General features: G+C 61.4%; 28 protein-coding genes. 16 read left to right on the forward strand and 12 right to left on the reverse strand.

Annotation, left to right across the window (positions count from 1 at the left end; all coding sequences use genetic code 11):
* Window positions 1-4: 4 nt before the first annotated feature.
* Window positions 5-412, forward strand: a complete 408-nt coding sequence (locus ABN482_RS11975) for a hypothetical protein (RefSeq protein WP_349504205.1) — start codon at window positions 5-7, stop codon at window positions 410-412.
* A 35-nt stretch (window positions 413-447) separates the two neighbouring features.
* Here ABN482_RS11975 and ABN482_RS11980 read toward each other — a convergent pair whose 3' ends face one another.
* On the reverse strand, window positions 448-1,314 hold the full coding sequence (locus tag ABN482_RS11980) for a sulfurtransferase (protein ID WP_349504206.1): 867 nt from the start codon (window positions 1,312-1,314) through the stop codon (window positions 448-450).
* 16 nt (window positions 1,315-1,330) lie between these two features.
* The gene (locus ABN482_RS11985; RefSeq protein ID WP_349504207.1) at window positions 1,331-2,176 is read right to left on the reverse strand and encodes a DMT family transporter; all 846 of its coding nucleotides are present in this window, start codon (window positions 2,174-2,176) and stop codon (window positions 1,331-1,333) included.
* Window positions 2,177-2,314: 138 nt separating this feature from the next.
* Between ABN482_RS11985 and htpX the strand changes: the two genes are divergently transcribed.
* Window positions 2,315-3,202, forward strand: a complete 888-nt coding sequence (htpX, locus tag ABN482_RS11990; protein ID WP_349504208.1) for a protease HtpX — start codon at window positions 2,315-2,317, stop codon at window positions 3,200-3,202.
* Here htpX and ABN482_RS11995 read toward each other — a convergent pair.
* The 4 genes from ABN482_RS11995 to ABN482_RS12010 all read right to left on the reverse strand — a co-directional run bounded on the left by ABN482_RS11995 (window position 3,199) and on the right by ABN482_RS12010 (window position 5,596).
* Window positions 3,199-3,609 (reverse strand): DUF5071 domain-containing protein, encoded by a 411-nt coding sequence (locus ABN482_RS11995; RefSeq protein ID WP_349504209.1) that lies wholly within the window; start codon window positions 3,607-3,609, stop codon window positions 3,199-3,201. The two genes, htpX and ABN482_RS11995, sit on opposite strands and share 4 nt — an antisense overlap.
* Before the next feature lies 1 nt (window position 3,610).
* On the reverse strand, window positions 3,611-4,051 hold the full coding sequence (locus ABN482_RS12000; RefSeq protein WP_349504210.1) for a hypothetical protein: 441 nt from the start codon (window positions 4,049-4,051) through the stop codon (window positions 3,611-3,613).
* Between the two features lie 79 nt (window positions 4,052-4,130).
* Window positions 4,131-4,412, reverse strand: coding sequence for a hypothetical protein (locus ABN482_RS12005; protein ID WP_349504211.1), 282 nt, complete (start codon window positions 4,410-4,412; stop codon window positions 4,131-4,133).
* A 41-nt stretch (window positions 4,413-4,453) separates the two neighbouring features.
* Window positions 4,454-5,596, reverse strand: a complete 1,143-nt coding sequence (locus ABN482_RS12010) for an aromatic ring-hydroxylating oxygenase subunit alpha (protein WP_349504212.1) — start codon at window positions 5,594-5,596, stop codon at window positions 4,454-4,456.
* A 194-nt stretch (window positions 5,597-5,790) separates the two neighbouring features.
* Between ABN482_RS12010 and ABN482_RS12015 the strand changes: the two genes are divergently transcribed.
* From ABN482_RS12015 to ABN482_RS12060, 10 genes are all read left to right on the forward strand, one after another.
* Window positions 5,791-6,024 (forward strand): exodeoxyribonuclease VII small subunit, encoded by a 234-nt coding sequence (locus tag ABN482_RS12015; RefSeq protein ID WP_349504213.1) that lies wholly within the window; start codon window positions 5,791-5,793, stop codon window positions 6,022-6,024.
* Between the two features lie 5 nt (window positions 6,025-6,029).
* Window positions 6,030-6,944 carry a polyprenyl synthetase family protein gene (locus tag ABN482_RS12020; RefSeq protein WP_349504316.1) on the forward strand — a complete coding sequence of 305 codons (915 nt, stop codon included), beginning with the start codon at window positions 6,030-6,032 and terminating at the stop codon, window positions 6,942-6,944.
* Complete coding sequence (gene dxs / locus ABN482_RS12025; RefSeq protein WP_502877287.1) at window positions 6,944-8,827, forward strand: 1-deoxy-D-xylulose-5-phosphate synthase; 1,884 nt, start codon at window positions 6,944-6,946, stop codon at window positions 8,825-8,827. Before ABN482_RS12020 ends, dxs begins: the two co-directional genes overlap by 1 nt.
* 229 nt (window positions 8,828-9,056) lie before the next feature.
* Window positions 9,057-9,866: a GTP cyclohydrolase FolE2 gene (gene folE2, locus ABN482_RS12030; RefSeq protein ID WP_349504214.1), complete on the forward strand. Its 810-nt coding sequence runs from the start codon at window positions 9,057-9,059 to the stop codon at window positions 9,864-9,866.
* Between the two features lie 178 nt (window positions 9,867-10,044).
* The gene (gene rpsF / locus ABN482_RS12035; protein WP_349504215.1) at window positions 10,045-10,446 is read left to right on the forward strand and encodes a 30S ribosomal protein S6; all 402 of its coding nucleotides are present in this window, start codon (window positions 10,045-10,047) and stop codon (window positions 10,444-10,446) included.
* 19 nt (window positions 10,447-10,465) lie between these two features.
* Window positions 10,466-10,783 carry a primosomal replication protein N gene (priB, locus tag ABN482_RS12040; protein WP_349504216.1) on the forward strand — a complete coding sequence of 106 codons (318 nt, stop codon included), beginning with the start codon at window positions 10,466-10,468 and terminating at the stop codon, window positions 10,781-10,783.
* A gap of 61 nt (window positions 10,784-10,844) precedes the next feature.
* Window positions 10,845-11,117: a 30S ribosomal protein S18 gene (gene rpsR, locus ABN482_RS12045; protein ID WP_349504217.1), complete on the forward strand. Its 273-nt coding sequence runs from the start codon at window positions 10,845-10,847 to the stop codon at window positions 11,115-11,117.
* A 15-nt stretch (window positions 11,118-11,132) separates the two neighbouring features.
* A complete protein-coding gene (gene rplI / locus ABN482_RS12050) occupies window positions 11,133-11,588 on the forward strand; it encodes a 50S ribosomal protein L9 (protein WP_349504218.1) in 456 nt (151 codons plus the stop codon).
* A gap of 94 nt (window positions 11,589-11,682) precedes the next feature.
* On the forward strand, window positions 11,683-12,534 hold the full coding sequence (locus ABN482_RS12055) for a BUD32 family EKC/KEOPS complex subunit (RefSeq protein ID WP_349504219.1): 852 nt from the start codon (window positions 11,683-11,685) through the stop codon (window positions 12,532-12,534).
* Window positions 12,497-13,876 (forward strand): replicative DNA helicase, encoded by a 1,380-nt coding sequence (locus ABN482_RS12060; RefSeq protein ID WP_349504318.1) that lies wholly within the window; start codon window positions 12,497-12,499, stop codon window positions 13,874-13,876. The genes ABN482_RS12055 and ABN482_RS12060 overlap by 38 nt, the downstream gene beginning before the upstream one ends.
* Before the next feature lie 152 nt (window positions 13,877-14,028).
* Here ABN482_RS12060 and ABN482_RS12065 read toward each other — a convergent pair whose 3' ends face one another.
* Genes ABN482_RS12065 through ABN482_RS12075 form a run of 3 tightly spaced genes read right to left on the reverse strand, consistent with a single transcriptional unit; the run spans window position 14,029 to window position 16,825 of the window.
* On the reverse strand, window positions 14,029-15,891 hold the full coding sequence (locus ABN482_RS12065) for a PhoH family protein (RefSeq protein WP_349504220.1): 1,863 nt from the start codon (window positions 15,889-15,891) through the stop codon (window positions 14,029-14,031).
* A gap of 3 nt (window positions 15,892-15,894) precedes the next feature.
* Window positions 15,895-16,365: a peroxiredoxin gene (locus ABN482_RS12070; protein ID WP_349504221.1), complete on the reverse strand. Its 471-nt coding sequence runs from the start codon at window positions 16,363-16,365 to the stop codon at window positions 15,895-15,897.
* A 19-nt stretch (window positions 16,366-16,384) separates the two neighbouring features.
* A complete protein-coding gene (locus ABN482_RS12075; RefSeq protein ID WP_349504222.1) occupies window positions 16,385-16,825 on the reverse strand; it encodes an Mth938-like domain-containing protein in 441 nt (146 codons plus the stop codon).
* Window positions 16,826-17,052: 227 nt separating this feature from the next.
* Here ABN482_RS12075 and ABN482_RS12080 point away from each other — a divergent pair, with 227 nt between their 5' ends.
* From ABN482_RS12080 to ABN482_RS12090, 3 genes are read left to right on the forward strand one after another with little or no spacing between them, the layout of a single operon-like run.
* Window positions 17,053-18,357, forward strand: coding sequence for a homoserine dehydrogenase (locus tag ABN482_RS12080; RefSeq protein WP_349504223.1), 1,305 nt, complete (start codon window positions 17,053-17,055; stop codon window positions 18,355-18,357).
* Window positions 18,354-19,766 carry a threonine synthase gene (gene thrC / locus ABN482_RS12085; protein ID WP_349504224.1) on the forward strand — a complete coding sequence of 471 codons (1,413 nt, stop codon included), beginning with the start codon at window positions 18,354-18,356 and terminating at the stop codon, window positions 19,764-19,766. Before ABN482_RS12080 ends, thrC begins: the two co-directional genes overlap by 4 nt.
* Before the next feature lie 60 nt (window positions 19,767-19,826).
* Entirely contained in the window at window positions 19,827-20,372 is a 546-nt protein-coding gene (locus tag ABN482_RS12090) for an imm11 family protein (RefSeq protein ID WP_349504225.1), read from the forward strand.
* A 40-nt stretch (window positions 20,373-20,412) separates the two neighbouring features.
* On the opposite strand, the gene hpnE is transcribed toward ABN482_RS12090, so the two are convergent.
* Genes hpnE through hpnC form a run of 3 tightly spaced genes read right to left on the reverse strand, consistent with a single transcriptional unit; the run spans window position 20,413 to window position 23,520 of the window.
* Window positions 20,413-21,792: a hydroxysqualene dehydroxylase HpnE gene (gene hpnE / locus ABN482_RS12095; RefSeq protein ID WP_349504226.1), complete on the reverse strand. Its 1,380-nt coding sequence runs from the start codon at window positions 21,790-21,792 to the stop codon at window positions 20,413-20,415.
* 28 nt (window positions 21,793-21,820) lie between these two features.
* Window positions 21,821-22,684, reverse strand: a complete 864-nt coding sequence (gene hpnD, locus ABN482_RS12100) for a presqualene diphosphate synthase HpnD (protein ID WP_109060831.1) — start codon at window positions 22,682-22,684, stop codon at window positions 21,821-21,823.
* Entirely contained in the window at window positions 22,681-23,520 is an 840-nt protein-coding gene (gene hpnC / locus ABN482_RS12105; protein WP_349504227.1) for a squalene synthase HpnC, read from the reverse strand. The genes hpnD and hpnC overlap by 4 nt, the downstream gene beginning before the upstream one ends.
* 124 nt (window positions 23,521-23,644) lie before the next feature.
* On the opposite strand from hpnC, the gene radA reads away from it, so the two are divergent.
* Complete coding sequence (gene radA, locus ABN482_RS12110) at window positions 23,645-25,024, forward strand: DNA repair protein RadA (protein WP_349504228.1); 1,380 nt, start codon at window positions 23,645-23,647, stop codon at window positions 25,022-25,024.
* Window positions 25,025-25,102 lie beyond the last annotated feature (78 nt).

The following is a 25,102-nucleotide window of genomic DNA, read 5'->3' on the forward strand; positions in this document are numbered from 1 at the left end:
TCGCATGACCATGGACGACAAAGTAGCCATCTGGATATCCGAGACCATGACTGATGGGTCGATGCGTGAATGGTTTGCCCTGAAAGGCAATGTCTCAAAGTTCAGGCTTGATTTTGATATTGATGCTCAGACAGACTTTTTCGACGAGGATCATCTGGTCATCCTGAGACATGAACTCGCTGACAATACGCTCGAGGCTGCTGTCAGTGATTATTTTGACCATGCGTTCTGGTCACGGATTTCCAGCAGATTGAAGAAAAAAATGCCTGCCAGCAAGGTGAATTTCTTGCTGGCAGCGCCCGGGTTCTCGTATTCAGGAAAAGTGAAGGATACTGGTGGCCTTGTGTTTCTGGGTAATTTCACCTGTGCCGAAAAAGAGGATGTCGCGAAGTATTTTGACGGTACGTTCTGAACGGTTTGTGTTTGAAGATCTGTTGGGCAGCGATTTTATGCACCGGTAGCAACAGGCCGAGTTGGCTCGCTGCACCATTCGCTCCACGAACCCGGATACAGCCGGCTGCCAGTCAGGCCGGCGATTTCCATGGCCAGGAGATTGTGGCATGCCGTGATGCCGGAACCGCATTGGTGCACGATGTCGCCGGGATTGCGTTCGCCCAGTACGGATTCGAACTCGGCTCGCAGGGTGGCTGCCGGCTTGAAGCGCCCGTCGGCAGCCTGGTTTTCGCTGTTGGGGCGGTTGAGCGCGCCAGGAATGTGGCCGGCGACCGGATCCATGGGTTCGACTTCACCGCGGTAGCGGTTGCCGGCACGGGCATCCAGGACGGTAAAGCGTTGTAGCGGGATATTGGCCAGTACGGCAGCCGCATCGGCGGTGCCGACCAGGGAGGCGGGCAGATCCTGGATATCTGTACTGGCAACTGCAAGGGGTTGCGGCTGGGTTTCGACGGCATAGCCGGCGGTGCGCCAGGCTTGCCAGCCGCCATCCAGCACGGCGACGTTGGCATGGCCGATCCAGCGCAGCATCCACCACAGATGGGCAGCAAACGGGCCGCTGCTGGCATCGTAGATGATGACCTGGGTCTGCGGACCGACTCCCTGAGCCTGGATCAGTGCTGCGAATGCGGCGCGGTCAGGCAGAGGATGGCGCCCGTTGTGGCCGGTGCGAGGGCTGCACAGGTCGGTTTCATGGTCGAGAAACAGGGCCCCGGGGATATGCCCCGTGTTGTAGGCTCGCCGTCCCGCCTCGTGGTCGCCAAGGTCGTGGCGGGCATCGAAAATGCGGATGCCCGCAGGATCGCTGGCCAGCAGTGCCTTGAGCGCTTCGGGCGTCACGAGCGTGGTGTAGTTGGGCATGGTGTCTCCGAGATTGTCAGTGGTGGGTCACGGTGCGCCATACCGAGAGCAGGCCGGCCAGGACAATGCCGGCCATGCCGATCCAGGCCAGCGTGTCCGGATAGGTATCGAAAAAGAAAATGCCGAGTATGACTGCAAAGATAATGGTACTGTACTGCAAGGCTGCCGACAGCAGGGCAGATCCCAGGCCGAACGCTCGCGTCATGGAAAGCTGGCCCAGCATGCCGGTCACGCCCAGGCCGATCAGGGTCAGCCAGCCCCGCAGATCCAGTGGGTGCCAGCCCAGCATATAAAGGCCCAGCAGGCTGCTGAAGCTGACGGTGAGCGAGAACAGCAGCACGGTGCGCCATTCCGGTTCGCCCATCCGACCCAACTGGCGGACCTGCATGTAGGCGACGGCTGAAAATGCCCCCCCCAGCAGGCCCAATGCTGCAGGCAGCGTGTCGTCTGCGCCGAGGCTGGGTCGCAGGATCAGCAAGACCCCCAGAAATCCGACCGCCACGCTGGCGATGCAGACAGGATCGCGCTGCTGGCCGCTTTGTGCCAGCATCCAGCCGGCGATGAACAGTGGCGCGGTATAGCTCAGACTGGTGGCAGTGGCCAGCGGCAGGTGCGACAAGGCATAGAAGCCCAGCCACATGGCGGTGACGCCGGTGATGTTGCGATAGAGGTGAGGACGCCAATGGGTGGGCCAGACACGCTGGCGTGCGGAGCGCGCCCAGAACAGGATCAGCAGTACCGAGGGCACGCCCCGGAACAGGACGATCTGCGCCAGCGTGATGTCTTGCTGCGAGGCGAGCTTGACGAACAGGCCCATCAGGGAAAACATGACTGCCGCCAGCAGCATCCAGAGCGCCTGCATGGGATAATTCGCCTTGTCTGATGAAAATTGACTTAAAGCAAGAGACTATACTCCGCTGCCGTATGCCCGGCCAGGAACTGATCGGGTATTTTGGCGTCAAAGCCTTTCAACCTTGAACCTTTGCAGGATTTCCAGCCCATGAAACGTATTGCCCTGTTTCTCATGACCAACCTGGCAGTGATCGTCGTCCTGAGCATTACGTTGCGTCTGCTTGGCGTGGATCGCTACATCACCTCCCAGGGACTGAACATCCAGGCATTGCTGGTATTTTCGGTCGTGGTCGGTTTTACCGGCTCGTTCATCTCGCTGCTGATGAGCAAGCCCATGGCCAAGTGGAGCACCGGCGCACGCGTGATTGATCCCAATGCACCGGCTGACCATCGTGAAGCCTGGCTGGTCGATACCGTGCATCAACTGGCGGATCGTGCTGGCATCGGCCGTCCCGAGGTGGCCATTTACGAAGGCGAACCGAATGCCTTTGCCACGGGTGCCTTCAAGAATGATTCTCTGGTGGCCGTTTCAACCGGCCTGCTGCACAGCATGACCGAAGAGGAAGTGATGGCCGTGCTGGGGCACGAAGTGGCCCACATCGCCAATGGCGATATGGTCACGCTCACGCTGATCCAGGGCGTGGTCAATACCTTCGTGGTGTTCTTTGCCCGTGTGGTGGGTTACTTCATCGATCGCGTCGTGCTCAAGAACGAGAAGGGCGGTGGGCTGGGTTATTTCGCCACCGTGATTGTCTGTGAAATCGTCTTCGGCATCCTGGCGTCGATCATCGTGGCCTGGTTCTCGCGCCAGCGTGAATTCCGTGCCGATGCAGGTGCAGCCCATCTGCTGGGTTCGCGCGAACCGATGATCCGTGCGCTGGCCCGCCTGGGGGGGGTACCGGCCGGCGAGTTGCCCAAGACCTTCGAGGCGTCAGGTATTACAGGTGGTGGTGCGATTGCCGCGCTGTTCGCGACCCATCCGCCGATTCCGGTACGTATCCAGGCGCTGCAGCAGGCTGGCGGCGGGCGCGGTTAATCCGATCCCCATTGTGCCAGCAGCCCGGCGGCAGCCAGATTCACTTCTTCTGCCGCTTCGCCGGGTGTTGGCTGCTTCGCGATGGCAACGATGTGCGGGTGCAATGCCTGCCGTACTTCGGTTCTGGCCTGCGGCAGCAGATTGCTGATGATCCAGTATTTCCACATTTCGTCGTCGCCCGCCAGGATATCCATGACAGGTGGAGCCAGGGCCGCGTCAAGCGGGCGCAGCGCTTTCAGGATATAAGGAGCAACGGGCCAGTTGATGTCTTGCAGCCACACCAGCAATTCCGGCAATACGCGTCGGATCTGTTCCGGGCTGGCATCAAGCAAGCGGTGACAGGCATCGAAATCCCCTTTGTGGCCGGGAATGAGCCTGCTGATGTCGGTTGATGCGTCGTATGTCACGTCATGCCTCATGGAAATCCGTGTTGCTGCGCGTGCTGCGTTGCTCTTTGCCTGGGTCGTGTCGCCGACAGCGTCCTCGCTGGCTGAATGTCCAGACATGGCCCAGGTCATCACGGATGTATGCGGTACAGGAGAATGGGTCTCCATGTGAGCGTCTATCCGTGACGGCCGCACCCATGGGCTGCTGTGTATTGAACAGAATCTCAATGCGGGCCTCGCTGACCTGCGACAGGCTGAGTCCATAGCGCTCAATCATGCGCAGCAGGCGCTGTCCATAGGTTTTTGCTATCATCGGGGTATATGACAGCGATGGAAGGGTATGTCCTGTCAATAGATCCAGGCGAAAAGTGTGTACGCACCGGATCGACAGATCGCGGTAGATCATACCCATGCCCCAGTAGCCGTCCACATCGTTGTAACGGGAGATGAAGGCTGAAGCCATGCCCGCAGCAACCCCTTTCAGGTTTCTGCGTCGGCGCATTGTTGGTTTTCACGCAAGGTGGCTATAGACAGCTGCATGCTCAGGTCGTCGCGCTGTAGTATTTGAAGTCAATGCCGAGCTTTCCATCCGTGGCATGTTCGGCAAGTTTCTCGATCAGGCAGGCAGAATGCTCGGGTGTTGCACTGTTACCCGTGAATGACGCCAGCAATTTTCCTGCGCTCCAGGCCTCCCAGTAGTGGTGTTGTCCTGCAATCCCAGGCAGATAATGCCTCTCCGCCAGCATCAGGAACACATCCTTCAGCGTCACAGTGATAGGCAGGGCAAGCTGCAGGAAGTGGGGGGCATCGATATCATCCCCCATGCAGACGCTGTCCCGAGTCACCTCGACAAGGCAGTCTGCCATCAGGCGGGCTCGTCCATCACGCGCCGGTACCATTCGTGGAAGTGGCGCATGCCGTCTTCCATCGGTGACTGGTAGGGGCCGGCCTCGGAGATGCCTCGCTTGAACAGTGCCAGCCGGCCCGCATCCATGCGTTCGGCGATCTCATCATCCTCGATGGCGGTTTCCATGTAGGCAGCACGCTGGGCTTCGACGAACTCGCGCTCGAATGCGGCGATTTCTTCCGGGTAGTAGAACTCGACCACGTTGAGCGTTTCCTGCGGGCTCTGGGGATACAGCGTCGACAGCACCAGCACATGGGGATACAGCTCGATCATGTGAGTCGGAAAATACGTGACCCAGAGTGCGCCGAAATCCGGTGCCTGGCCCCCTCGGTATTCAAGTAGCCGGTCGTGCCACTGGCCGTAGATGTCCGAACCGGGCTGCGACAGGCCCTGGTGCACGCCGACCCGCTGCAGGCTGTGCCAGTCACCGAACTCCCATTGCAGGTCATCGCAGGTGACGAAGCGACCCAGCCCGGGGTGGAAGGGGCCGACGTGATAGTCTTCCAGGTAGACTTCGATGAACGTCTTCCAGTTGTAGTTGCACTGGTGCAGTTCGACATGATCGAGCACGTAATCGGAGAAATCGAACTCGGGCCGTGAAAAAAGATGACCAAGGTCACCTGTCGCATTGCGCGGGCCTTCGAACAGCAACCCATGACAGGATTGCAGTGCGAAACGCTGCAGGTTCAGGCAGGGTTTGCTGTCGAACTGCGGTGCGCCCAGCAGTTCGCCTTCGCCATTGTAGGTCCAGCGATGCAGCGGACAGACGATATTGCCGCCGGTGTCGCGCAGATTGCCCCGATCATGGATCGGGCCGTCGACGCGGCCCGCCTCACCGCCGAGCATGAGGGCCTGGCGATGGCGGCAGACGTTGGAGAGCAGGGCATGTTGCCCGGCTGGCTGATGAATGAGGATGCGACCGTTGCGCTCGTGCGCCAGCGTGCGCCAGTCGCCAGGATCGGGCACCATGCTGGCATGCCCGGCGTAGAGCGCGGATTGCTTGAAAATCAGTTCCTTTTCCCGCTGCAGGCGGGCTTCGTCGAAATAGGCTTCAACAGGCAACTGGGTACGAGGTGGCGCGATGCGGTCGCGTGCAGTCATCAGGGATTTCCCTCCGCCATGACAGTGAAGCCTGCGGGACGGCACGCCGTTCATGCGTCCGCACAGGCGCGAAGAAAGGGGGCAATTGTACCTCATGGCCTTTCAGCTTCCCGGGATTGCAGGGCGGGTTCTTGCTGCAAGTGGCGTGCTTCTTTGTACAATCGCTTTTTTATCGTTGCTCCACGGAGGCGTACTTGAGTACAGATCAACCGCAGGGATTCGAAGCTGCCCTGTCAGAACTGGAGCAGCTTGCGGCGGCCATGGAGCGCGGCGACATGCCGCTGGAGCATTCGCTCGAAGCCTATCGGCGTGGCGTGGCCCTGGCGCGGACCTGCCAGCAACAGCTCGAGCAGGCCGAACAGCAGGTCAAGGTGCTGGAGCAGGATCTGTTGCGGCCGCTGGAGCAGGCGACTGGAGAACGTGCGTGAGTCCGATTCATTATCAGGCGGATCGTTTCGAAGGCTGGGTGCGTGAGCGCATCAGCCGGGTCGAACAGGTCATGGACAACTGGCTGGCACCGGTCGATAGTGAGCCGACTGCGCTGCATGAGGCAATGCGCTATGCCGTGCTGGGCGGCGGCAAGCGGGTCAGGGCGCTGCTGGTGTATGCGGCCGGGCAGACCTGTCTGAACAATCCGGCGGGCGCACCCGCCGTCGAGGCAGGGCTCGATCGCGCAGCGGCCGCCGTGGAACTGATCCACGCCTACTCGCTGGTGCATGACGATCTGCCGTGCATGGATGACGACGCCTTGCGTCGAGGCCAGCCGACTGCGCATATCCGGTTTGGTGAGGCGACCGCCATGTTGGCCGGGGATGCGCTGCAACCGCTGGCCTTCGAGTGGCTGGCAGAAATGCCGATTGCCCCGGCCCTGATCGTACAGGCCGTGCAGACCTTGGCAGTTGCAGCTGGCAGTCGCGGCATGGCAGGGGGGCAGGCCATCGATCTGGCCCATGTGGGCCTGGGCATGACGCAGCCGGAGCTGGAAAACATGCACGCCCTCAAGACCGGCGCCATGCTGGAAGCCAGCGTCATGCTGGGTGGCATCGTGGCGGCCGCCAGTTCGCCGCAGCGTCAGGCGTTGCGCAGCTATGCGCGTGCCATCGGGCTGGCCTTCCAGATCGTGGATGATATCCTCGATGTGACCGCCGACACTGCGGTGCTGGGCAAGACGGCAGGAAAGGATCAGGCGGACAACAAGCCGACCTATGTCTCGCTGCTGGGGCTGGAGCCGGCCCGTGAACTGGCTGCCGGATTGCGGCACCAGGCACATGAGGCGATTGCGCCGCTGGGTGGCGCCGCCGCCAATCTCGCCGCGTTGGCCGATTTCATTGTGGCGCGGGAGCGTTGATGAGCGAAAACGACACCATGACGACACAGACTTCCTACACCCTGCTGGAGCGCATCGAGACGCCGGCCGACGTGCGGCGCCTGGACAGGCGCAGCCTGCGGCAACTGGCCGATGAGGTGCGGCACTATGTGATCGATTCCGTATCGCGTACCGGCGGGCATCTGTCGTCCAATCTCGGTACCGTCGAACTGACGGTGGCCCTGCATCATGTCTACGATACGCCCGATGACCGCATTGTCTGGGATGTCGGGCACCAGACCTATCCACACAAGATCCTGACGGGTCGGCGCGAGGCGATGGCCACGCTGCGTCAGCAGGATGGCATTTCCGGCTTTCCCAAGCGCAGCGAGTCGGAATATGACGCTTTTGGCACGGCGCACTCGTCCACCTCCATCTCGGCTGCGCTGGGCATGGCGGTGGCATCGCGCAACAGCGGCGTGGCGCGCCAGCATGTGGCCGTGATCGGCGATGGCGCAATGACGGCTGGCATGGCATTCGAGGCCATGAACAATGCCGGTGTCACGCCGGATATCGACATGCTGGTCATCCTCAATGACAACGATATGTCGATCTCGCCGCCGGTGGGGGCCCTCAATCGCTATCTGGCCCGGCTGATGTCGGGACGTTTCTACGCGACCGCCCGCAATGTCGGCAAGGCCGTGCTGCAGCATGTGCCGCCCGTGTTCGAGCTGGCACGCCGGCTGGAGGGACATGCCAAGGGGCTGGTCGTGCCGGCGACGCTGTTCGAGGAACTGGGTTTCAACTATGTCGGCCCCATAGACGGTCATGACCTCGATGCGCTGGTGCCGACGCTGCAGAACCTCAAGGCCTTGCCCGGTCTGCAATTTCTGCATGTCGTGACCCGCAAGGGACATGGCTACAAGCGGGCCGAAGTGGACCCCGTGCTGTATCACGGACCGGGAAAATTCGACCCTGCGCTGGGCATCCAGCCGCCAGCCGCACCGCCCAGGATCACGTTCACCCAGGTGTTCGGCGACTGGCTGTGCGACATGGCAGCACAAGACCCGCGCCTGATTGGCATTACACCGGCGATGCGCGAGGGCAGCGGGCTGGTGGAGTTCGAGAAGCGCTTTCCCCGTCGCTATTTCGACGTGGGCATTGCCGAGCAACATGCCGTGACCTTTGCCGCGGGGTTGGCCTGTGAAGGCCAGAAGCCCGTGGTAGCGATCTATTCCACGTTCCTGCAGCGTGCCTATGATCAGTTGATCCATGATGTGGCACTGCAGGATCTTGACGTGACGTTCGCGCTGGACCGGGCCGGGCTGGTGGGTGCGGATGGTGCGACGCACGCCGGCAACTACGACATTGCCTTCATGCGCTGTATTCCCAACATGGTGATCGCCACGCCGTCGGACGAAAACGAGGCGCGGTTGTTGTTGAGCACCTGCTACCACCATGCCGGTCCGGCCGCGGTCCGCTATCCTCGCGGTGCCGGTCGCGGGACGGTGGTCGAACCGGGGCTGGGCGATGTGCCGCTGGGCAAGGGCGTGCTGCGCCGGCAGGGGCAGGGCATTGCCATCCTGGCTTTCGGTACGCTTGCGCAGGCCGGGCTGGCGGCAGCCGAAAGGCTGGATGCCACGCTGGTCGACATGCGGTTTGCCAAGCCGCTTGATGTCGAATTGCTGAAACAGGTGGCGACAACGCATCAGGGTCTGGTGACGCTGGAAGATGGCTGCATCATGGGCGGAGCCGGTAGTGCCGTCTGTGAAACGCTCAACGCGCTTGGACTGCAGGTGCCGGTGCTGCAACTGGGGTTGCCGGATCGCTTCATAGACCATGGCGATCAGAATGCGCTGTGGGCCCAACTGGGCCTTGATGCCACAGGTATCGAGGCTTCGATCCGCACGCGTTTTGTCTCGTGAGCGACACCCATGTCGGCCAGATGCCGGCATGGGTGTTTGACTATTTTTGATTTGGCTATCAAAATAAGAACAACAATTGCCAAGGGCTATTTTGAGAATGTTTATGCATAAAACGCGCATAAACATTTGTCCGGCAGGGTCTTTGCCGGAACGCATCCGGCGTTTGTTGGATAATGCCCCTTTCCTTTCTTATCCGGGGCGGTGCGAACCGTTCCGCAGCAGGTGAGTCATGAATACTTCCGCAGCAGCGCCGGCAGCCATGCCGGATGTACAGAGTTCGCAGGATACGCGGCAGGTGCCGATCCAGCGCGTGGGAATCCGCAGTGTGCGGCACCCCCTTCAGGTCGCCTCGACCTCGGGCGCGCAGGCCACGGTTGGAGAGTGGACCCTGACCGTGGCGCTGCCGGCGACGGAAAAGGGCACACACATGTCGCGCTTTATCGCATTGCTGGAGCAATACCGAGCTACCCCACTGGATCGCAGCCGCTTCGGCACCATGGCCGCTGAGATGCTGGAACTCCTGCATGCCGAAAAGGGCGATATCGAAGTCTCTTTCCCGTACTTCGTGGAAAAGGCCGCGCCGATTTCCGGCGTGCGCAGCCTGCTTGACTACCAGGTCAATTTCCTGGCGCGCGCTTCCCGCGAGCACGGGGTTGATTTCGTGCTGACTGTACTGGTGCCGGTTACCAGCCTGTGCCCATGTTCCAAGACCATCTCCGAATATGGCGCGCACAACCAGCGTTCTCATGTTACGGTCAAGGTGCTGCTCGATAGCGATATCGATCTTGATCAGTTGATTGGCGTGATCGAGCGCGAAGGCTCGTGCGAACTGTGGGGGCTGCTCAAGCGTCCCGACGAAAAATACGTCACCGAGCGTGCCTACGACAATCCGAAATTCGTCGAGGACCTGGTGCGCGACGTGGCGGTGCGTGTCGCAGCCCAGCCTGGCGTGCGCGGCTATCAGGTTCAGGCCGAGAATTTCGAGTCCATCCACAATCATTCCGCCTATGCGGTCGTCGAGGGCGGGGCGGCGGTCTGATCCCGCCTGCCGATTTCCAGATATTGCGTTTTTTCTGAAAAAACGCAATAATGCTGGGTTTCTTGCTCGACTTGGTCGGCCTTTTGCGCACGAAAGTGCAGGCAAATGGCAGGCTGGGCGGGCTGTTACTTGCCTGTGCGCATGGGGCGCGCAGGTGGAACATCCTCAAGGAGTCTACATGCGTCACTACGAAGTAGTGTTTATCGTGCATCCCGATCAAAGCGAGCAAGTGCCCGCCATGATCGAGCGCTATCAAGGTGTGGTCACTGCCGCTGGCGGCAAGGTGCACCGTCTCGAAGATTGGGGTCGTCGCCAACTGGCCTACCCGATCCAGAAGCTGGTCAAGGCTCACTACGTCTGCGTCAATATCGAATGCGACCAGCCCACGCTCGACGAGCTGGAGCACGCCTTCCGCTACAACGACGCCGTGCTGCGCCACCTGGTCATCAAGACCAAGAAGGCCCACACCGAGCCCTCGACCATGATGAAGTCGGTCGAGCGTGAAGAAGCACGCAAGGTGTCCACGGAAGCCGCCGCCTCCGCAGCCGATGCGGACGACAGCAGCAACCAGTCGGAATAAATTCGCAACCAGCTGAAAAGTGAACAGGTTCGATCTGGCAGCGGTGATCATCGAATGCCAGCCCATGCGCTACACGCCGGTGGGTATCCCGGTACTGGAGCTGGTGCTGCAGCATGATTCCGAACAGATCGAGGCAGGAATGGCGCGCAAGGTAAGTTGCACGCTGGATGCGGTGGCACTGGGCGATCTTGCCGTGTCGCTGCAACATGCGGGAGCCGGTTCGGTGCTGCAGGCCAGGGGATTCCTGGCAGCAACCCGGAAAGGCTCGATGAAAGTCAAATTTCATCTGCAGCAGGCCAGGGTGCAGCCGGCCGTGTCCGGCATCCAGACCGCCTGAGTTTTGGCTGGTGACAAACGAACATTCGGGCACGCCCGAAAATTGAAATAAGAGGCATATCATGGCTTTCTTCGGAAAACGCAAGGAAAAACGCAAGTTCACCCAGCAGAACCCGCTGTTCAAGCGGCGCAAGTTCTGCCGCTTCACGGCCGCCGGTGTCGAAGAGATCGATTACAAGGATCTGGACACCCTGCGTGATTTCATCCAGGAAAACGGCAAGATCATCCCCGCCCGCCTGACGGGCACCAAGGCGCACTACCAGCGCCAGCTCGACTCGGCCATCAAGCGTGCACGCTTCCTGGCCCTGTTGCCCTACACCGATAACCACAACTAAGCCGGAGGCCTGGAAATGCAAGTCATTCTGCTCGAAAAACTCGCCAACCTGGGCAACCTGGGCGACGTGGTCCGCGTACGCAACGGTTATGCCCGTAACTACCTGATCCCTCAGAAAAAGGCTCGTCGCGCCACTGACGCAGCACTGAAGGAATTCGAAGCGCGTCGCGCCGAACTCGAAAAGATCCAGGCTGACAAGCTGGCTGCTGCCGAAGCAGTCGCTGCCCGCCTGAACGAGTACGTGCTCAAGCTGGTTCAGAAGGCCGGTGTCGATGGTCGCCTGTTCGGCTCCGTCACCAATGCCGACATCGCCAGCGCGCTGCGCGAAGCCGGTTTCGACACGGTCGAAAAGGTGCAGGTTCGCCTGCCGGAAGGTCCGCTCAAGACCACTGGTGAATTCGACGTGGTCGTCGCTCTGCACACCGATGTGCAGGCCGGCATCAAGGTGCAGGTCGAAGGCGACGTTGCCTGATCTGTCTGCTGTGTTGCAGGGCCCCGGCAGCGGGGCCGTGCCGATGCATTCAAAAAGCCGGCCCTGGCCGGCTTTTTCATTTCTATAATGGCCTATGGACGCGCTGCCCGAACATCTTCGCCGCTGGCTGGACAATGCCGACAACTGGAAGGGTGAACGGATCGATGAGATCGATCTGCCCGATGGCCGTTATGTGATCAAACGGCGCGAAGCCTATGCGCTGGGTCGTTTGGCCCTGTGGGCGAAGCAGGTGCGGGCCTGGCTGGTGGCACGGGTATGCGGCTGGCTGTTTGGTGTCCGGCCTGCTCCTGCGGCCCTGCTGCACAATGATATCCAGGCCGAGGGCCAGCGGTTGCAGTATTTGTTCGCACATGGTCAACGCGTGCCGGAGGTGTTGCTGTCCACCCCTGATATCCTGGTGATGCGCAATGTAGGAGAGGTACTGACCGATGTGCTGCGCGATGCCGATTCTCAGGCACGCTTGCATCTGCTGGATCGTGCCGTGCAGGATACCGCGCGTTTTCATCGTGAGGGCTTCTGGCATGGCGGCGCCCAGTTGCGCAATCTTACGCTGGAGCAGGATGGCCGGCTCTGGCGCATCGATTTCGAGGAATCGGCAGGGGACGTGTTGCCGCTGGCGGTGATTCAGGCCTATGATTTTTTTCAGATGCTCCAGTCGGTCATGATGTCTCCGTACTATGCCAAGGATGATAAGTTGCATCTGGGGCGGCATGTGCTTTATACCTATCTGCAGGCCCATCCCGAGCCAGATGTCAGAGCGTCACTTGTTCGGATAGGGCGGATGTTCCGCCGTATATCCTGGCTGCTCCGATTGCTGGCCCGGATTCCTGGCCGTGATGTACAGGCCTTCGTGCGCACTGGCGCCGTGATGCAATTGCTTCTGAATGATGGAACAGACGACTCCCAACCCCGACCCCCAGCTTGAGTATCTTCGCGTACCGCCGCATTCGGTCGAGGCGGAGCAATCCGTCCTGGGCGGGCTGCTGCTCGATAATGGTGCCTGGGATCGTATCGCCGATGTCCTGGGCGAAGATGATTTCTACCGTCATGACCATCGCCAGATCTGGCAGCATATCGCTCGCCTGATCAATCTGGCCCGTCCGGCCGATGTGATTACGGTACACGAATCACTCAATAGTGCCGGAAAATCCGAAGACTCGGGCGGACTGGCCTATCTCAATGCGCTGGCGCACAACACGCCGTCTGCCGCCAATATCCGCCGCTATGCAGAAATCGTGCGTGAGCGATCCATGCTGCGCAAGTTGGTGTCGGTGGCTGACGAAATCGCTTCCGGCGCACTCAATCCGCAGGGCAAGGAGGCCCGCCAACTGCTGGATGAGGCAGAGTCGCGGGTGTTCCAGATCGCCCAGGAAGGCGCACGTGGCAGCAATGGTTTCCAGGAAATCCAGCCGCTGCTGACTCAGGTGGTCGAGCGTATCGATGAGTTGTACCACCGCGAGGGTGATTCCGACATTACCGGCGTACCGACCGGCTTTGACGATCTGGATCGCATGACATCCGGGCTGCAGCCGGGCGATCTGGTGATCGTGGCAGGGCGTCCCTCGATGGGCAAGACCTCGTTCTCGATGAATATCGGGGAGCATGTGGCGATCGAGCAGGGACTGCCGGTGGCTGTGTTCTCGATGGAAATGGGGGCCGTACAGCTTGCCATGCGGATGCTGGGTTCGGTGGGCTTGCTCGACCAGCATCGACTGCGTACCGGCAAGCTGACCAACGATGACTGGCCACGGGTAACACATGCCGTGCAGAAGATGCAGGAAGCCCAGCTCTACATCGACGAGACGCCAGCACTCAATTCGATGGAACTGCGGGCCCGGGCGCGCAGGCTGGCTCGCCAGTGCGGCCAGCTCGGCCTGATCATCATCGACTACATGCAGTTGATGGGCGGCAATTCGGCAGGAGAAAACCGTGCCACCGAAATTTCCGAAATCAGTCGCTCGCTGAAAGGCCTGGCCAAGGAACTGGGATGCCCCTTGATCGCACTGTCGCAGCTCAATCGCAGTCTGGAACAGCGCCCCAACAAGCGACCTGTGATGAGTGATCTGCGTGAGTCAGGCGCTATCGAGCAGGATGCCGACTTGATCCTGTTCATCTATCGTGATGAAGTCTACAACCCGGATACGCCCGACAAAGGGACGGCCGAGATCATCATAGGCAAGCAGCGTAATGGTCCTATCGGCACTGTGCGGCTGACCTTCCAGGGGCAAAGTACGCGCTTTCTTAATTTCAGTCCGAGTGGTTATTGAGCTTATATCGCTGTGCACTCAGGAGAAAACACATCCTTGAGGGCTCTGCTGCCGCCCCACGATCCATGTAGAGCATTCTTTAGTAGCTAAAAAAAGGCCAGTCGATCATTCGACTGGCCTTTTTGCATGAACACAGTAGCGATTAGCCCACCTTAGAGCGTATCCGCTGCGTAGTCCGCCAGTCGTGAGCGTTCGCCTCGCTGCAGGGTGATGTGCCCGGAGTGCGGCCAGCCCTTGAAGCGATCCACCACGTAGGTCAGGCCCGAACTGCCCTCGGTCAGGTAGGGGGTGTCGATCTGGGCGATATTGCCCAGGCAGACGACCTTGGTGCCGGGGCCGGCGCGGGTGATCAGGGTCTTCATCTGCTTGGGCGTCAGGTTCTGCGCTTCGTCGATGATCAGGAACTTGTTGAGGAACGTGCGGCCGCGCATGAAATTTAGCGATTTGACCTTGATGCGGGAGCGGATCAGATCCATGGTGGCTGCGCGATTCCACTCGGTGCCCTGGCCGTTGCCCAGTTGGTCGCCAGCGTTGAGCACGTCAAGGTTGTCTTCGAGCGCGCCCATCCAGGGCAGCATCTTTTCCTCTTCGGTGCCGGGCAGGAAGCCGATGTCATCGCCGACAGGCACGGTGGCACGGGTGATGATGATCTCGGAATAGCGCTTGGTCTCGAGTACCTGGGCCAGGCCGCAGGCCAGCGCCAGCAGTGTCTTGCCGGTACCGGCCTGGCCCAGCAGCGACACGAAGTCGCATTCCGGGTTCATCAGCAGGTTGAGCGCGAAGTTCTGCTCGCGGTTGCGTGCGGTGACGCCCCAGACGTTGTTCTTGGCGTGTGTGTAGTCTCGCAGTGTGGCCAGCACGGCAGTCTTGCCGCTGACTTCCTGGACCTGTGCATACAGCGGCATGTCGCCTTCGAAGTAGACGAACTGGTTGGGCAGGAACTGGGCGCAGAGCGGTCCCTGCAGCCGGTAGAAGGTGCGGCCACCCTGTTGCCAGGATTCGATGTCCTTGCCGTGCTTGTTCCAGAAACTGGCAGGCAGTTCCAGCATGCCGCTGTAGAGCAGGTCGGAGTCTTCCAGAACCTGGTCGTTGAAGTAATCCTCGGCCGCCAGCCCCAGCGCACGCGCCTTGAGGCGCATGTTGATGTCCTTGGAGACCAGCACGACAGGTCGGTCGCCATGCTTTTGCTGCAGCGCGTGCACCACGCCCAGGATCTGGTTGTCGGCCTTGCCCATGGGCAGATCGGCCGGCAGGCTGTTGTGGACTGCCGAGGTCTGGAAGTAGAGCCGGCCGCGGGCTTCCTTGCTGCCGAGCGCATTGAGCGGGAGGCCGGCGGTGATGTCGGCAGTCTGTCCAACCAGCTCGTCCAGCGAACGGCTGACCTGGCGGGCGTTGCGCGCCACTTCGGACATGCCTTTCTTGTTGTGATCGAGCTCTTCCAGCATCATCATGGGCAGGAAGATGTCGTGTTCCTGGAAGCGGAACAGCGAGGATGGGTCGTGCAGCAGCACGTTGGTATCGAGCACGAACAGGGTGCGTGCCTCGGGCCTGCGCGCGGTCTTGACGCGGGCAGCATGCTTGCCATTGGCCGGTCTTGCCTGGGAAGGCTGGGCGGGGGCTCGTTGCGCGGCCTGGACCGCTGGCCGGGTGCCGGCCTGGGCCGAGGCCTGGCTGGTGGCAGCGACTGCAACAGGTGTTGCATTTTCTCGCTGGGTTGCTGCTTCAGTGCGTTGCGCAGCCACAGGCGCAGGTGTGGACGGGGCCTGTTTGCCAGGCGCACTGGCCCTGGGGCCGGCACCGGTTTTGTCGGTGGCAGGCGAGAGCAGCAGGCCGGCGGAAGATGCCTTGCCGCGTGGTGCGACTGTGGCCGGGGCGGATTCAGGCTGAGCTGCGGGAGCGGCCAGCGCAGTCGTATCCTTCCTGGCAGGCCGGGGCTTGCGGCTGGGTTTGACTGCGGGGAGGCTGTCGGTATCGAGCAGCGTGGCGGGCTTGGTCGGCAACGGTGGCAACGGCATGGATCAATTCCCCAGAGACTGAACTGCTTGCAGGACGGCGGCAGCATGATCTGGCACCTTGACGCCGCGCCATTCCTGACGGAGCACACCGCTGGCGTCGATCAGGAAAGTGCTGCGTTCGATGCCTCGAACCTGTTTGCCGTACATATTCTTCATTTTGATCACGCCATACAGCGTGCAGACGGCTTCATCGGTATCCGCAAGCAAGGCAAAAGGCAGACTTTGCTTTTCGGTGAAATTCTGGTGCGAGCGCAGGCTGTCGCGGGAAATACCCAGCACGATACAGTCCTGCGCCAGGAATTCTGGGTGCAGGTCGCGAAAATCCTGGCTTTCTGTGGTGCAGCCAGGGGTGCTGTCCTTGGGGTAGAAATACAGGACAACAGCTTTGTCGCGCAATGCCGACAGCGTGACCGGGCCTTGAGTGCCATCAATGGTGAAGTCCGGGGCTGGCTGGCCGGTGACGGGTAGTGTCATGGAAGGCTCCTTGTCTGGCTCAGGCGGGCAGCAGCGCGACGACCACGCGGCGGCCTTCGGCCATGAGGATGTTATAGGTACGGGCGGCTGCCTGGGTGTCCATGGTTTCGACGCCGATGCCGATCTTGAAAAGCGGCTGCAGGATGCTGGGGTGAAGAAAGCGCTGGCGCGTACCGGTGCCGACCAGCAGCACCTCGGGCGCGTCTGGCGGACGTATGGCCGATGATTCGTCAGCGTCGAGAAAAGCCATCGGATCGGCTGCAGCCTGGCGCAGGCCGGCGGCCTGCCGGAGCAGTTCGGTGGTGATCTCGTCGGCGGAGGAAACGGGCCAGTGCCCGACCTCGCCCTCGGGTCCAAAGGCCACTGCGTGTTCGAAGCGCGCCCGGTTGACCTCGATATAGCCGTCGCCGTAGGCTGTCACGGTGTTCAGCAGGGGGTTGGTGTCATTGCTCAGTTTCAATCGCATGCTCCGGAAACAACGGGAACATCATAGCGTAATACGTCATGACAGAGCGATGACAGGAATTTGGCCGTTCAAGCAACGAATTGATTTGCGATAGCGCCGACCTTGCGCTAGATTATCAGGTTATCCGTTTTATCTTAATTGCCCGGTGTGTGCGGTGCGCAGCGCCTGGGGAAATCGTTCCGCAAGGGTGGTCTGTTGAAATGAAGCCGTGGTCTGTTGAAATGAAACCGCTCAAGGTCGGGTTGCTGGGTCTGGGTGTCGTCGGTGGCGGTGTCTGGAATGTACTGAATCGCAATGGCGGGGAAATTGCCCGTCGCGCAGGTCGCAGCATCGAGGTCAGTCGTATCGCCGTGCGCGACATGGCGCGGGCGCGCAGCAAGGTGGGCGACGCCACGGCCATCACGACCGATCCTTTCGAGGTCGTGCGTGATCCAGAAATCGACATCGTGGTCGAATTGATCGGCGGCTATACGCTGGCACTTGAACTGGTCCGCGAAGCCATTGCCCAGGGCAAGCATGTCGTGACCGCCAACAAGGCGCTGCTGGCCTGCCATGGCAACGAGCTGTTTGCCGCAGCTCGCGAAAAAGGCGTGATGCTGGTGTACGAGGCTGCCGTGGCCGGTGGTATCCCCATCATCAAGGCGCTGCGCGAAGGCCTGAGCGCCAACCGGATCAACTGGCTGGCCGGCATCATCAATGGCACTACCAATTTCATCCTGTCCGAAATGCGCAGCCGCGGGCTGTCGTTCGAGGCTGCGCTGGCCGATGCCCAGCGCCTGGGCTACGCCGAGGCCGATCCGACCTTTGATATCGAGGGTGTCGATGCCGCGCACAAGCTGACTTTGCTGGCATCGATGGCCTTCGGCGTACCGGTGCAGTTCGACCGCGCCCATGTCGAGGGCATCAGCAAGCTGGCGCAGGAAGATATCGTCCACGCTGAAAACCTGGGTTATCGCATCAAGCTGCTGGGCATCACCAAGCTGCGTCCCGACGGTATCGAGCTGCGCGTGCATCCGACCCTGATTCCCGAGGGCCGGCTGCTGGCCAATGTCGAAGGTGCCATGAATGCCGTGCTGGTGCATGGCGATGCCGTAGGCCCCACGCTTTACTACGGCCAGGGCGCAGGCGAAGAGCCGACGGCATCGGCCGTGATCGCCGACCTGGTCGATGTGGCGCGCCTGCAGGGGGCCGCGCCGGAGCAACGGGTGCCGTACCTGGCGTTCCAGCATGATGCCATGGCAGACACGCCCATTCTTCCGATCGAGGATGTCCGCACGGCGTACTACCTGCGCCTGCATGTCGATGACCAGCCGGGCGTGCTGGCCGATATCGCCCGGATCCTGGCCGAGGCCGAGATTTCCATCGGCTCGATGATCCAGCGCCCGCATGGTGATTCCGGTGCCGATATCATTTTCCTGACCCATCAGGCCGTCGAGCGCGACGTCAACCGGGCCATCGGCCTGATCGAGCAATTGCCGCAGGTCCGCTCCAGCGTGACCCGGATTCGTATGGAAAACCTGGCATGAAGTACCTCTCCACGCGTGGCGGCATGGTGCCGCAGTCCTTTTCCGATGTCCTGCTCGAGGGGCTGGCCCCCGACGGCGGTCTGGCGATGCCGGAAACGCTGCCGGACATTCGCCCGCATCTCTCTGCCTGGGCCAGCCTGGGCTATGCCGAGCTGGCTGCCGAGGTGTTGGGACTGTTTGCCGACGATATCCCGTCAGCCGATCTGCGTCGCCTGACAGCCGATGCCTATCGCGAAGGCGTGTTCTCCAGTGCGGCCATCGTGCCGCTCAAGCCGCTGCCCGGCTACGCAGGCGGCGGCCTGACACTGCTGGGGTTGTCCGAAGGGCCGACGCTGGCCTTCAAGGACATGGCCATGCAGTTCCTGGGCCAGGTCTTCGAGTATGTGCTGGGCCAGCGCGGCCAGCAGATCAATATCCTGGGGGCCACTTCCGGCGATACCGGATCGGCGGCCGAGTATGCGTTGCGCGGCAAGCGCAATGTGGCGGTCTACATGCTGTCGCCGCATGGCCTGATGAGCCCGTTCCAGCGGGCGCAGATGTATTCGCTGCAGGATGCCAACATCCACAACATTGCGGTGCATGGCATGTTCGACGACTGCCAGGACATCGTCAAGCAACTGGCCGGCGATCTCGATTTTCGCCGTCGCTACCAGATCGGTGCGGTCAACTCGATCAACTGGGCCCGGATCGCTGCCCAGGTGGTGTATTACATCCACGGCTGGCTGCGTGCCAATGTTGCGGGCGGCGAAGTATCGTTTGCCGTACCGTCCGGCAATTTCGGCAACATCCTGGCCGGCCATATTGCTCGCAGCATGGGGCTGCCGATCCGGCGGCTGGTACTGGCCACCAACGAAAACAACGTACTGGAAGAGTTTTTCCGCACCGGGATCTATCGCCCTCGCGCCAGTGCCCAGACCTACGTCACGTCCAGCCCGTCGATGGATATCTCCAAGGCGTCCAATTTCGAGCGTTTCGTCTACGATCTGGTGGGCCGCGATCCCGAGCGGGTGCGGGCGCTGTGGGCACAGCTGGCAGCGGAAGGGCAGTTCGATCTGTCGGCCGAGCAGCCTCGTTTCGAGCGCGAGTTCGGCTTTGTGTCCGGCTCCAGTAGCCACCAGGATCGCCTGGAGACGATCCGCGCGGTGCATGCCGCGTCTGGCGTGGTGATCGATCCGCATACGGCCGATGCCGCCAAGGTCGCGGCCAGTCATGTCGAGGCCGGTGTACCGATGCTGGTGCTCGAGACGGCCTTGCCGGCCAAGTTCTCTGCCACCATTGTCGAGGCCATCGGCATCGAACCGGCGCGTCCCGCCGCCCTGGCGGAACTTGAGCAACTGCCGCAGCGTGTCGAGGTGATGAACAACGATGCGCAGGCCGTGCGACGCTATATCGAGGCGCACGCTGGCTGATGCAACAAAACATCACTCAGGCATTTCTGCAAGCTGAGAATATCTCCCCGGATCATGGGTATGGAATTTTATTTTATCGACAGTCTGCTTGCCGCTGGCGGTGATGTTATCGATATCCGGGATCCCAAAGGAAGGATATCCTCGTACTTCATATGGGGCGAGGGAGATGGGGCGTTTCTTGGCTTCACGACCCTGGAAGGGATCGCTCAGGAAAATATAGAATATTCAAATCTCCTGGAGGCCGATTATCTTTCCGCCAATATCGGGGTGCCTGTTTTTTCGGAAAGAGCCATGCGTGAAATTGAGGAATTCGCCCCAGGCAGCCTGGAATGGGCCAGAATAAGGATTGCATGCGAGGAGCATGTCACGGATTTTTATCTGTGCAGGACAAATGATTTTCTGGATATTGTCGACAAGGAAGCCTCTTCCTTCAGGATGTTGAGGGATGGTGACTTTATCCTGGAAAAAGCAGTCTATAAAGGCAATCCAGGTGATGGTTTTCTGATTGTGCGCGATTCAGAGTTCAAGACGCAGATGCTGGTGTCCCGACGCTTCATGGACTTCTGCCGCGAAAGGAAATTGAAAATCGATTTTCGAAAAGCCTGAAATAAAGCATTTATTCACTTCCGGCTTTTCCGAACGATGACTATGTCTTGATGCCGTTCAGCCAGGCATGAAGCTCCTGCGCAGCCTGTTTGCCGCTGCGTACCGCACCTTCGAGAACGCCGGGATAGCCGGTGTCCGTCCAGTCACCTGCCAGTCGCAGCCCTGGCCAGTGCGTGGCCGTAGCAGGACGCACCAGCCCGGGCCGGGCGGTGAATGTCGCCTTTTTCTCGATCATCAGGGCATGCTCGATCACCTCGGGCATCGGGCCTGGACTGCGGGGGTGGCGGGCGACCTGTTCGCGAACCTGTTCTTCCAGGCGGGCGATTGCCAGTTCGCGGGGCCGCTCCAGCAGGGCTTGGGCAGCGCTGACGACCACGGCCAGTTCCGTGCCGCTGCCCGCTGCCTTGCTGCCGGCGGTGGCAGCCTGAAGCAGTTGTGTGCGGTCGAAAAGCCACTGGCCGTCATGACCACGCTCATGGTCTTCCCACAGCATGAGCATCGGTGCCGGCAACTTCCAGGGTTTGGCCAGCTTGAAATACAGCGTGGCGATGGGCTGGGTGTCGAATGCATTGAGACGGGCCAGCAGGGCATTGTCGCCACAGTCGTGCAGCAGGCGATGCGCGTTGTGTGGCGGGATGGCGGCGATGACGCCATCGAATATCGTGGGAAACTGGTCGAGTCGCAGGCCGTGGGCCAGTTCCAGGTGAACCTTGCGGATGGTATGGCCAAAACGGATGTCGGCACTTTGCGCGATGGTGTCGGGCCAGAGGGCCGACAGATCGCGGGCCGGCAGCAGCAGATCCGAGTCATGGCGCGAGCCGCCCAGACTGTCGCGCAGTACGGTGGCAAAGAGTGCCGCCGAGGCTTTGGCTGGCAAGGTGTTCATGGCGGCCATGCAAAGCGGATGCCAGAGCCGTTGGCACAGCCTTTCGGGCTGGTGCAGCCGCTGCAGCAGACCGGAGACGGTTTCCTGGGCGGGAGCCTGCCAGCGGGCACCCTTGAGCGTCAGCAGCAGGCGGATGGCGGCAAGGCGTTCGGACCAGTTCAGACCGTCTGCTTCCAGCAATGCGGCCAATGCATGCCAGGGGGCAGGCCAGCGGGGGGCTCGCAGGCCGAAGCTGCCGTCGGCACTGCCCAGTTGCAGCGGCAGGCGCAGCAAGGCCTTGTCTGGATTGATGCCGATACTCTGCATCAGGGCCAGCGTTTCGCGGTAGGCACCCAGCAGGATATGCTGGCCGTTGTCGAGTGGATGGTCGAAGCCGGTCGAGGAGGGCAGGCGCCGGGCCCGGCCGCCGGCCTGATGGGCGGCTTCGAATACGGTCACGCGGCATCCCAGTTCCTGCAGGGTGGCCGTGGCCGCCAGGCCGGCCCAGCCGGCACCGATGACAGCGATATGTAGGGAATCCGTGGCGTGCGACATGGCAGTCTCGTGTAATGGGGAGGCAGGGTCAGCGCGACAGGCGGCGGATCAGACTGCGGCCACCGCTGACCCAGACTCGCCAGGCCAGGAAAAGTTTGCGCAGTGGCGTGAGGGCGATACGCTGGTGCAGGACCTGCCAGTTTTCGCGTTCGATCTCATCGAGCAGGGCATGGTAGATGGCTGCCATCATCAGACCGGGACGCTGTGCCCGGCGGTCTGCCTCGGGCAGCAACTGTACGGCTTCGCGGTAGGCTTGCCGTGCTCGCTCGGCCTGGAATGCCATGAGTGCCGAGAACTGTTCGGAATAGCGGCCATTGATGATGTCGGCCGCCTTGACGCCAAAGCGCTGCAGATCGTCGATGGGCAGGTAGATCCTGTCGCGCCGGGCATCGTCGCCGATGTCGCGGATGATGTTGGTGAGCTGGAAGGCCAGTCCCAGCTTTTCTGCATACAGCAGCGTGGCCGGCTCGGTATGGCCGAAAATGGCGGCGGACATTTCGCCGACGACGCCAGCCGCATGCCAGCAGTATTTTTTCAGGCCGGCATAGTCGAGGTAGCGGCTCTGGTCGAGGTCCATTTCCATGCCATCGACGACGGCCAGCAGCTTGTCCTTCTCCAGCCCGTAGACATGAATATGCGGTGCCAGCGCCTGGGTGACGGGATGTTCGGCACGACCTTCGTACATGGCCGCGATCTGTTCGCGCCACCAGGCCAGCTTGATGCGGGCCAGTGACGGGTCCGTGCACTCGTCCACCACGTCGTCCACTTCGCGGCAGTAGGCATACAGGGCCGTGATGGCGCGCCGCCGTTCGGGCGGCAGGAACAGGAAGGCGTAATAGAAGCTCGAACCGCTGCGGGCGGCTTTGTCCTGGCAGTATTCGTCGGGAGTCATATCTGGTTCAGCAATGCCCGCCACAGCACTATGAGGCCATCACGCTTGCCGAGTACGGGGCGGTGGCGGAACACATCGAAATCGGCAGCTTCGATCCTGTCGAGAATGCGCAGACCACCCTGGACGATCAGGCGCAGCTCCCAGCCGCAGCGACCGGTAATCCGTCGGGTCAGCGGCCAGCCGGATTTTAGCAGGCGGCGGGTGCGATCGATCTGGAATTTCATCAGAGGTCGCCAGCCAGGTGCCGTGGCCCATGTGTCCGGCTGCGCCGGGTCCAGACCGAAACGGCGCAGGTCTTCCTGGGGCAGGTAGATGCGCTGCTTGTCGAGATCGATGGCGACATCCTGCCAGAAGTTGGCCAACTGCAGACCGGTGCAGATCGCATCGGATTCGCGCAGCGCATCGGGGCCGCCGACACCGAACAGCGACAGCATCAGATAGCCGACCGGGTTGGCTGACAGGCGGCAATAGTCCAGCAGCGCGGCGTAGCTGTCGTAGCGATGGGTGGTCAGATCCTGCTCGAAAGCGCTCAGCAGGTTGTCGAAGGGCACTTGCGACAGTCCATGACGTGCCATGACGGCTGCCAGCGGGGTACAGAGGGTGTCCAGTTCTGCCTGTTCGGGCCCCTCCGGTACGGGTTGCCCCTGCAGGCGGGCATGCAGGGCTGCACGGCATGCCCGCAGGGCAGCCAGCCTGGCCTGGGGCGTGGCATCGCCCTCGTCGGCCAGGTCGTCGGCATGGCGGGCATAACGGTAGATGGTCACGACGGCAGGCCGGATGGCAGGCGGCAGCAGCCAGGAGGCCACGGGGAAGTTTTCATAGTGATCGACGGACATGGCGGCATTTTAGGCTGGCTCGGCCCTGGCGTGGATGGATAAGCGTCAATTGCCTGGGCGGTGTCTCCAGGGCGATACGTTAGACTTGCAATTCTCGTTTTGACAGCAGACAGGGCAGGGATCGATGGCAAAGGCAAAAACCGCGTACATATGCAGCGAATGCGGCGGCCGTACACCCAAGTGGCAAGGGCAGTGTCCGCATTGCAATGCCTGGAATACGCTTGAGGAAAGCGTGATCGCCGATGCGCCTGCCGCCGGGGCGGCGCATCGCTTTGCTCCGCTGGCAGGCAGTGACGTGACCGTGCGCAAGCTGGCCGAGGTCGAGGCGCAGGAACTGCCGCGCACCCCCGTCGGGCTCGATGAATTCGACAGGGTACTGGGTGGCGGCCTGGTCGAGGGGGCCGTGGTGCTGATCGGCGGTGACCCCGGCATCGGCAAATCGACGCTGCTGTTGCAGGCCATGGCTGCCCTGTCAGGGCGCGTGCCGGTGCTGTACGTGACGGGTGAGGAGTCGGCGGCTCAGGTGGCGCTGCGTGCACGCAGGCTGGGCGTGGAAACGGGGCAGGTCGATCTGCTGTCGGAGATTCGGCTCGAGGCGATCCAGGCAGCATTGGCCCAGCATCGGCCCGCCGTGGCGGTGATCGATTCCATCCAGACTCTTTACTCGGGGGAACTGAGTTCAGCGCCCGGCTCGGTCGCACAGGTGCGCGAGTGTGCCGCGCAATTGACGCGCATTGCCAAGCAGACAGGCACCGCCATCATCATGATCGGCCATGTCACCAAGGAAGGGGCACTGGCCGGTCCGCGGGTGCTGGAGCACATCGTCGATACGGTGCTGTATTTCGAAGGGGATACACATTCTTCGTTCCGCCTGGTCCGGGCCATCAAGAACCGCTTTGGGGCAGTCAATGAACTGGGCGTGTTCGCCATGACCGACCGGGGTCTCAAGGGTGTGGCCAATCCGTCTGCGCTGTTTCTGTCACGTCATGAGCAGCAGGTGCCCGGAGCCTGCGTCATGGTGACGCAGGAAGGCAGCCGGCCGCTGCTGGTCGAGATCCAGGCGCTGGTCGACAGCGCCCACGTGCCCAACCCGCGTCGCCTGACCGTGGGTCTGGAGAGCAACCGGCTGGCCATGCTGCTGGCAGTGCTGAACCGGCATGCCGGGATTCCCACCTTCGACCAGGATGTTTTCCTGAATGCGGTCGGTGGCGTGCGGATTGCCGAGCCCGCAGCCGACCTGCCGGTTCTTCTGTCCATTATGTCGTCGATGCGCAACCGGCCACTGCCCAAGGGGCTGGTGGCCTTTGGCGAGGTAGGGCTGGCGGGGGAAATCCGTCCTGCACCTCGCGGGCAGGAGCGCTTGCGCGAAGCCGCCAAGCTGGGCTTCGGCATTGCGCTGATTCCGTCGGCCAATGCGCCCAGACAACCGATCGAAGGACTGGAAATCTGGGCCGTGGACCGGCTCGACGAGGCGCTGGCACGGCTGCGTGGGGATGATGCTTGAGCCTGATGGTGCTGGCGTTTTGCCACACGCCCCATGCAAGTTGCCCGATTTTTCATCTGCAATATAAAATAAAAACAA

This window comes from Corticimicrobacter sp. (assembly GCF_040137905.1).
Lineage (GTDB): Bacteria > Pseudomonadota > Gammaproteobacteria > Burkholderiales > Burkholderiaceae_B > Corticimicrobacter.

Excerpts from the sequence above, each read along its gene's own strand:
- ABN482_RS11975 (WP_349504205.1), top strand. The coding sequence starts at position 5 with ATGACCATGGACGACAAAGTAGCCATCTGGATATCCGAGACCATGACT.
- ABN482_RS11980 (WP_349504206.1), bottom strand. The coding sequence starts at position 1,314 with ATGCCCAACTACACCACGCTCGTGACGCCCGAAGCGCTCAAGGCACTG.
- ABN482_RS11985 (WP_349504207.1), bottom strand. The coding sequence starts at position 2,176 with ATGCAGGCGCTCTGGATGCTGCTGGCGGCAGTCATGTTTTCCCTGATG.
- htpX (WP_349504208.1), top strand. The coding sequence starts at position 2,315 with ATGAAACGTATTGCCCTGTTTCTCATGACCAACCTGGCAGTGATCGTC.
- ABN482_RS12000 (WP_349504210.1), bottom strand. The coding sequence starts at position 4,051 with ATGGCTTCAGCCTTCATCTCCCGTTACAACGATGTGGACGGCTACTGG.
- ABN482_RS12005 (WP_349504211.1), bottom strand. The coding sequence starts at position 4,412 with ATGGGGGATGATATCGATGCCCCCCACTTCCTGCAGCTTGCCCTGCCT.
- ABN482_RS12010 (WP_349504212.1), bottom strand. The coding sequence starts at position 5,596 with ATGACTGCACGCGACCGCATCGCGCCACCTCGTACCCAGTTGCCTGTT.
- dxs (WP_502877287.1), top strand. The coding sequence starts at position 6,944 with ATGAGCGAAAACGACACCATGACGACACAGACTTCCTACACCCTGCTG.
- folE2 (WP_349504214.1), top strand. The coding sequence starts at position 9,057 with ATGAATACTTCCGCAGCAGCGCCGGCAGCCATGCCGGATGTACAGAGT.
- rpsF (WP_349504215.1), top strand. The coding sequence starts at position 10,045 with ATGCGTCACTACGAAGTAGTGTTTATCGTGCATCCCGATCAAAGCGAG.
- rpsR (WP_349504217.1), top strand. The coding sequence starts at position 10,845 with ATGGCTTTCTTCGGAAAACGCAAGGAAAAACGCAAGTTCACCCAGCAG.
- rplI (WP_349504218.1), top strand. The coding sequence starts at position 11,133 with ATGCAAGTCATTCTGCTCGAAAAACTCGCCAACCTGGGCAACCTGGGC.
- ABN482_RS12055 (WP_349504219.1), top strand. The coding sequence starts at position 11,683 with ATGGACGCGCTGCCCGAACATCTTCGCCGCTGGCTGGACAATGCCGAC.
- ABN482_RS12060 (WP_349504318.1), top strand. The coding sequence starts at position 12,497 with ATGGAACAGACGACTCCCAACCCCGACCCCCAGCTTGAGTATCTTCGC.
- ABN482_RS12065 (WP_349504220.1), bottom strand. The coding sequence starts at position 15,891 with ATGCCGTTGCCACCGTTGCCGACCAAGCCCGCCACGCTGCTCGATACC.
- ABN482_RS12070 (WP_349504221.1), bottom strand. The coding sequence starts at position 16,365 with ATGACACTACCCGTCACCGGCCAGCCAGCCCCGGACTTCACCATTGAT.
- ABN482_RS12080 (WP_349504223.1), top strand. The coding sequence starts at position 17,053 with ATGAAACCGCTCAAGGTCGGGTTGCTGGGTCTGGGTGTCGTCGGTGGC.
- thrC (WP_349504224.1), top strand. The coding sequence starts at position 18,354 with ATGAAGTACCTCTCCACGCGTGGCGGCATGGTGCCGCAGTCCTTTTCC.
- ABN482_RS12090 (WP_349504225.1), top strand. The coding sequence starts at position 19,827 with ATGGAATTTTATTTTATCGACAGTCTGCTTGCCGCTGGCGGTGATGTT.
- hpnE (WP_349504226.1), bottom strand. The coding sequence starts at position 21,792 with ATGTCGCACGCCACGGATTCCCTACATATCGCTGTCATCGGTGCCGGC.
- hpnD (WP_109060831.1), bottom strand. The coding sequence starts at position 22,684 with ATGACTCCCGACGAATACTGCCAGGACAAAGCCGCCCGCAGCGGTTCG.
- hpnC (WP_349504227.1), bottom strand. The coding sequence starts at position 23,520 with ATGTCCGTCGATCACTATGAAAACTTCCCCGTGGCCTCCTGGCTGCTG.
- radA (WP_349504228.1), top strand. The coding sequence starts at position 23,645 with ATGGCAAAGGCAAAAACCGCGTACATATGCAGCGAATGCGGCGGCCGT.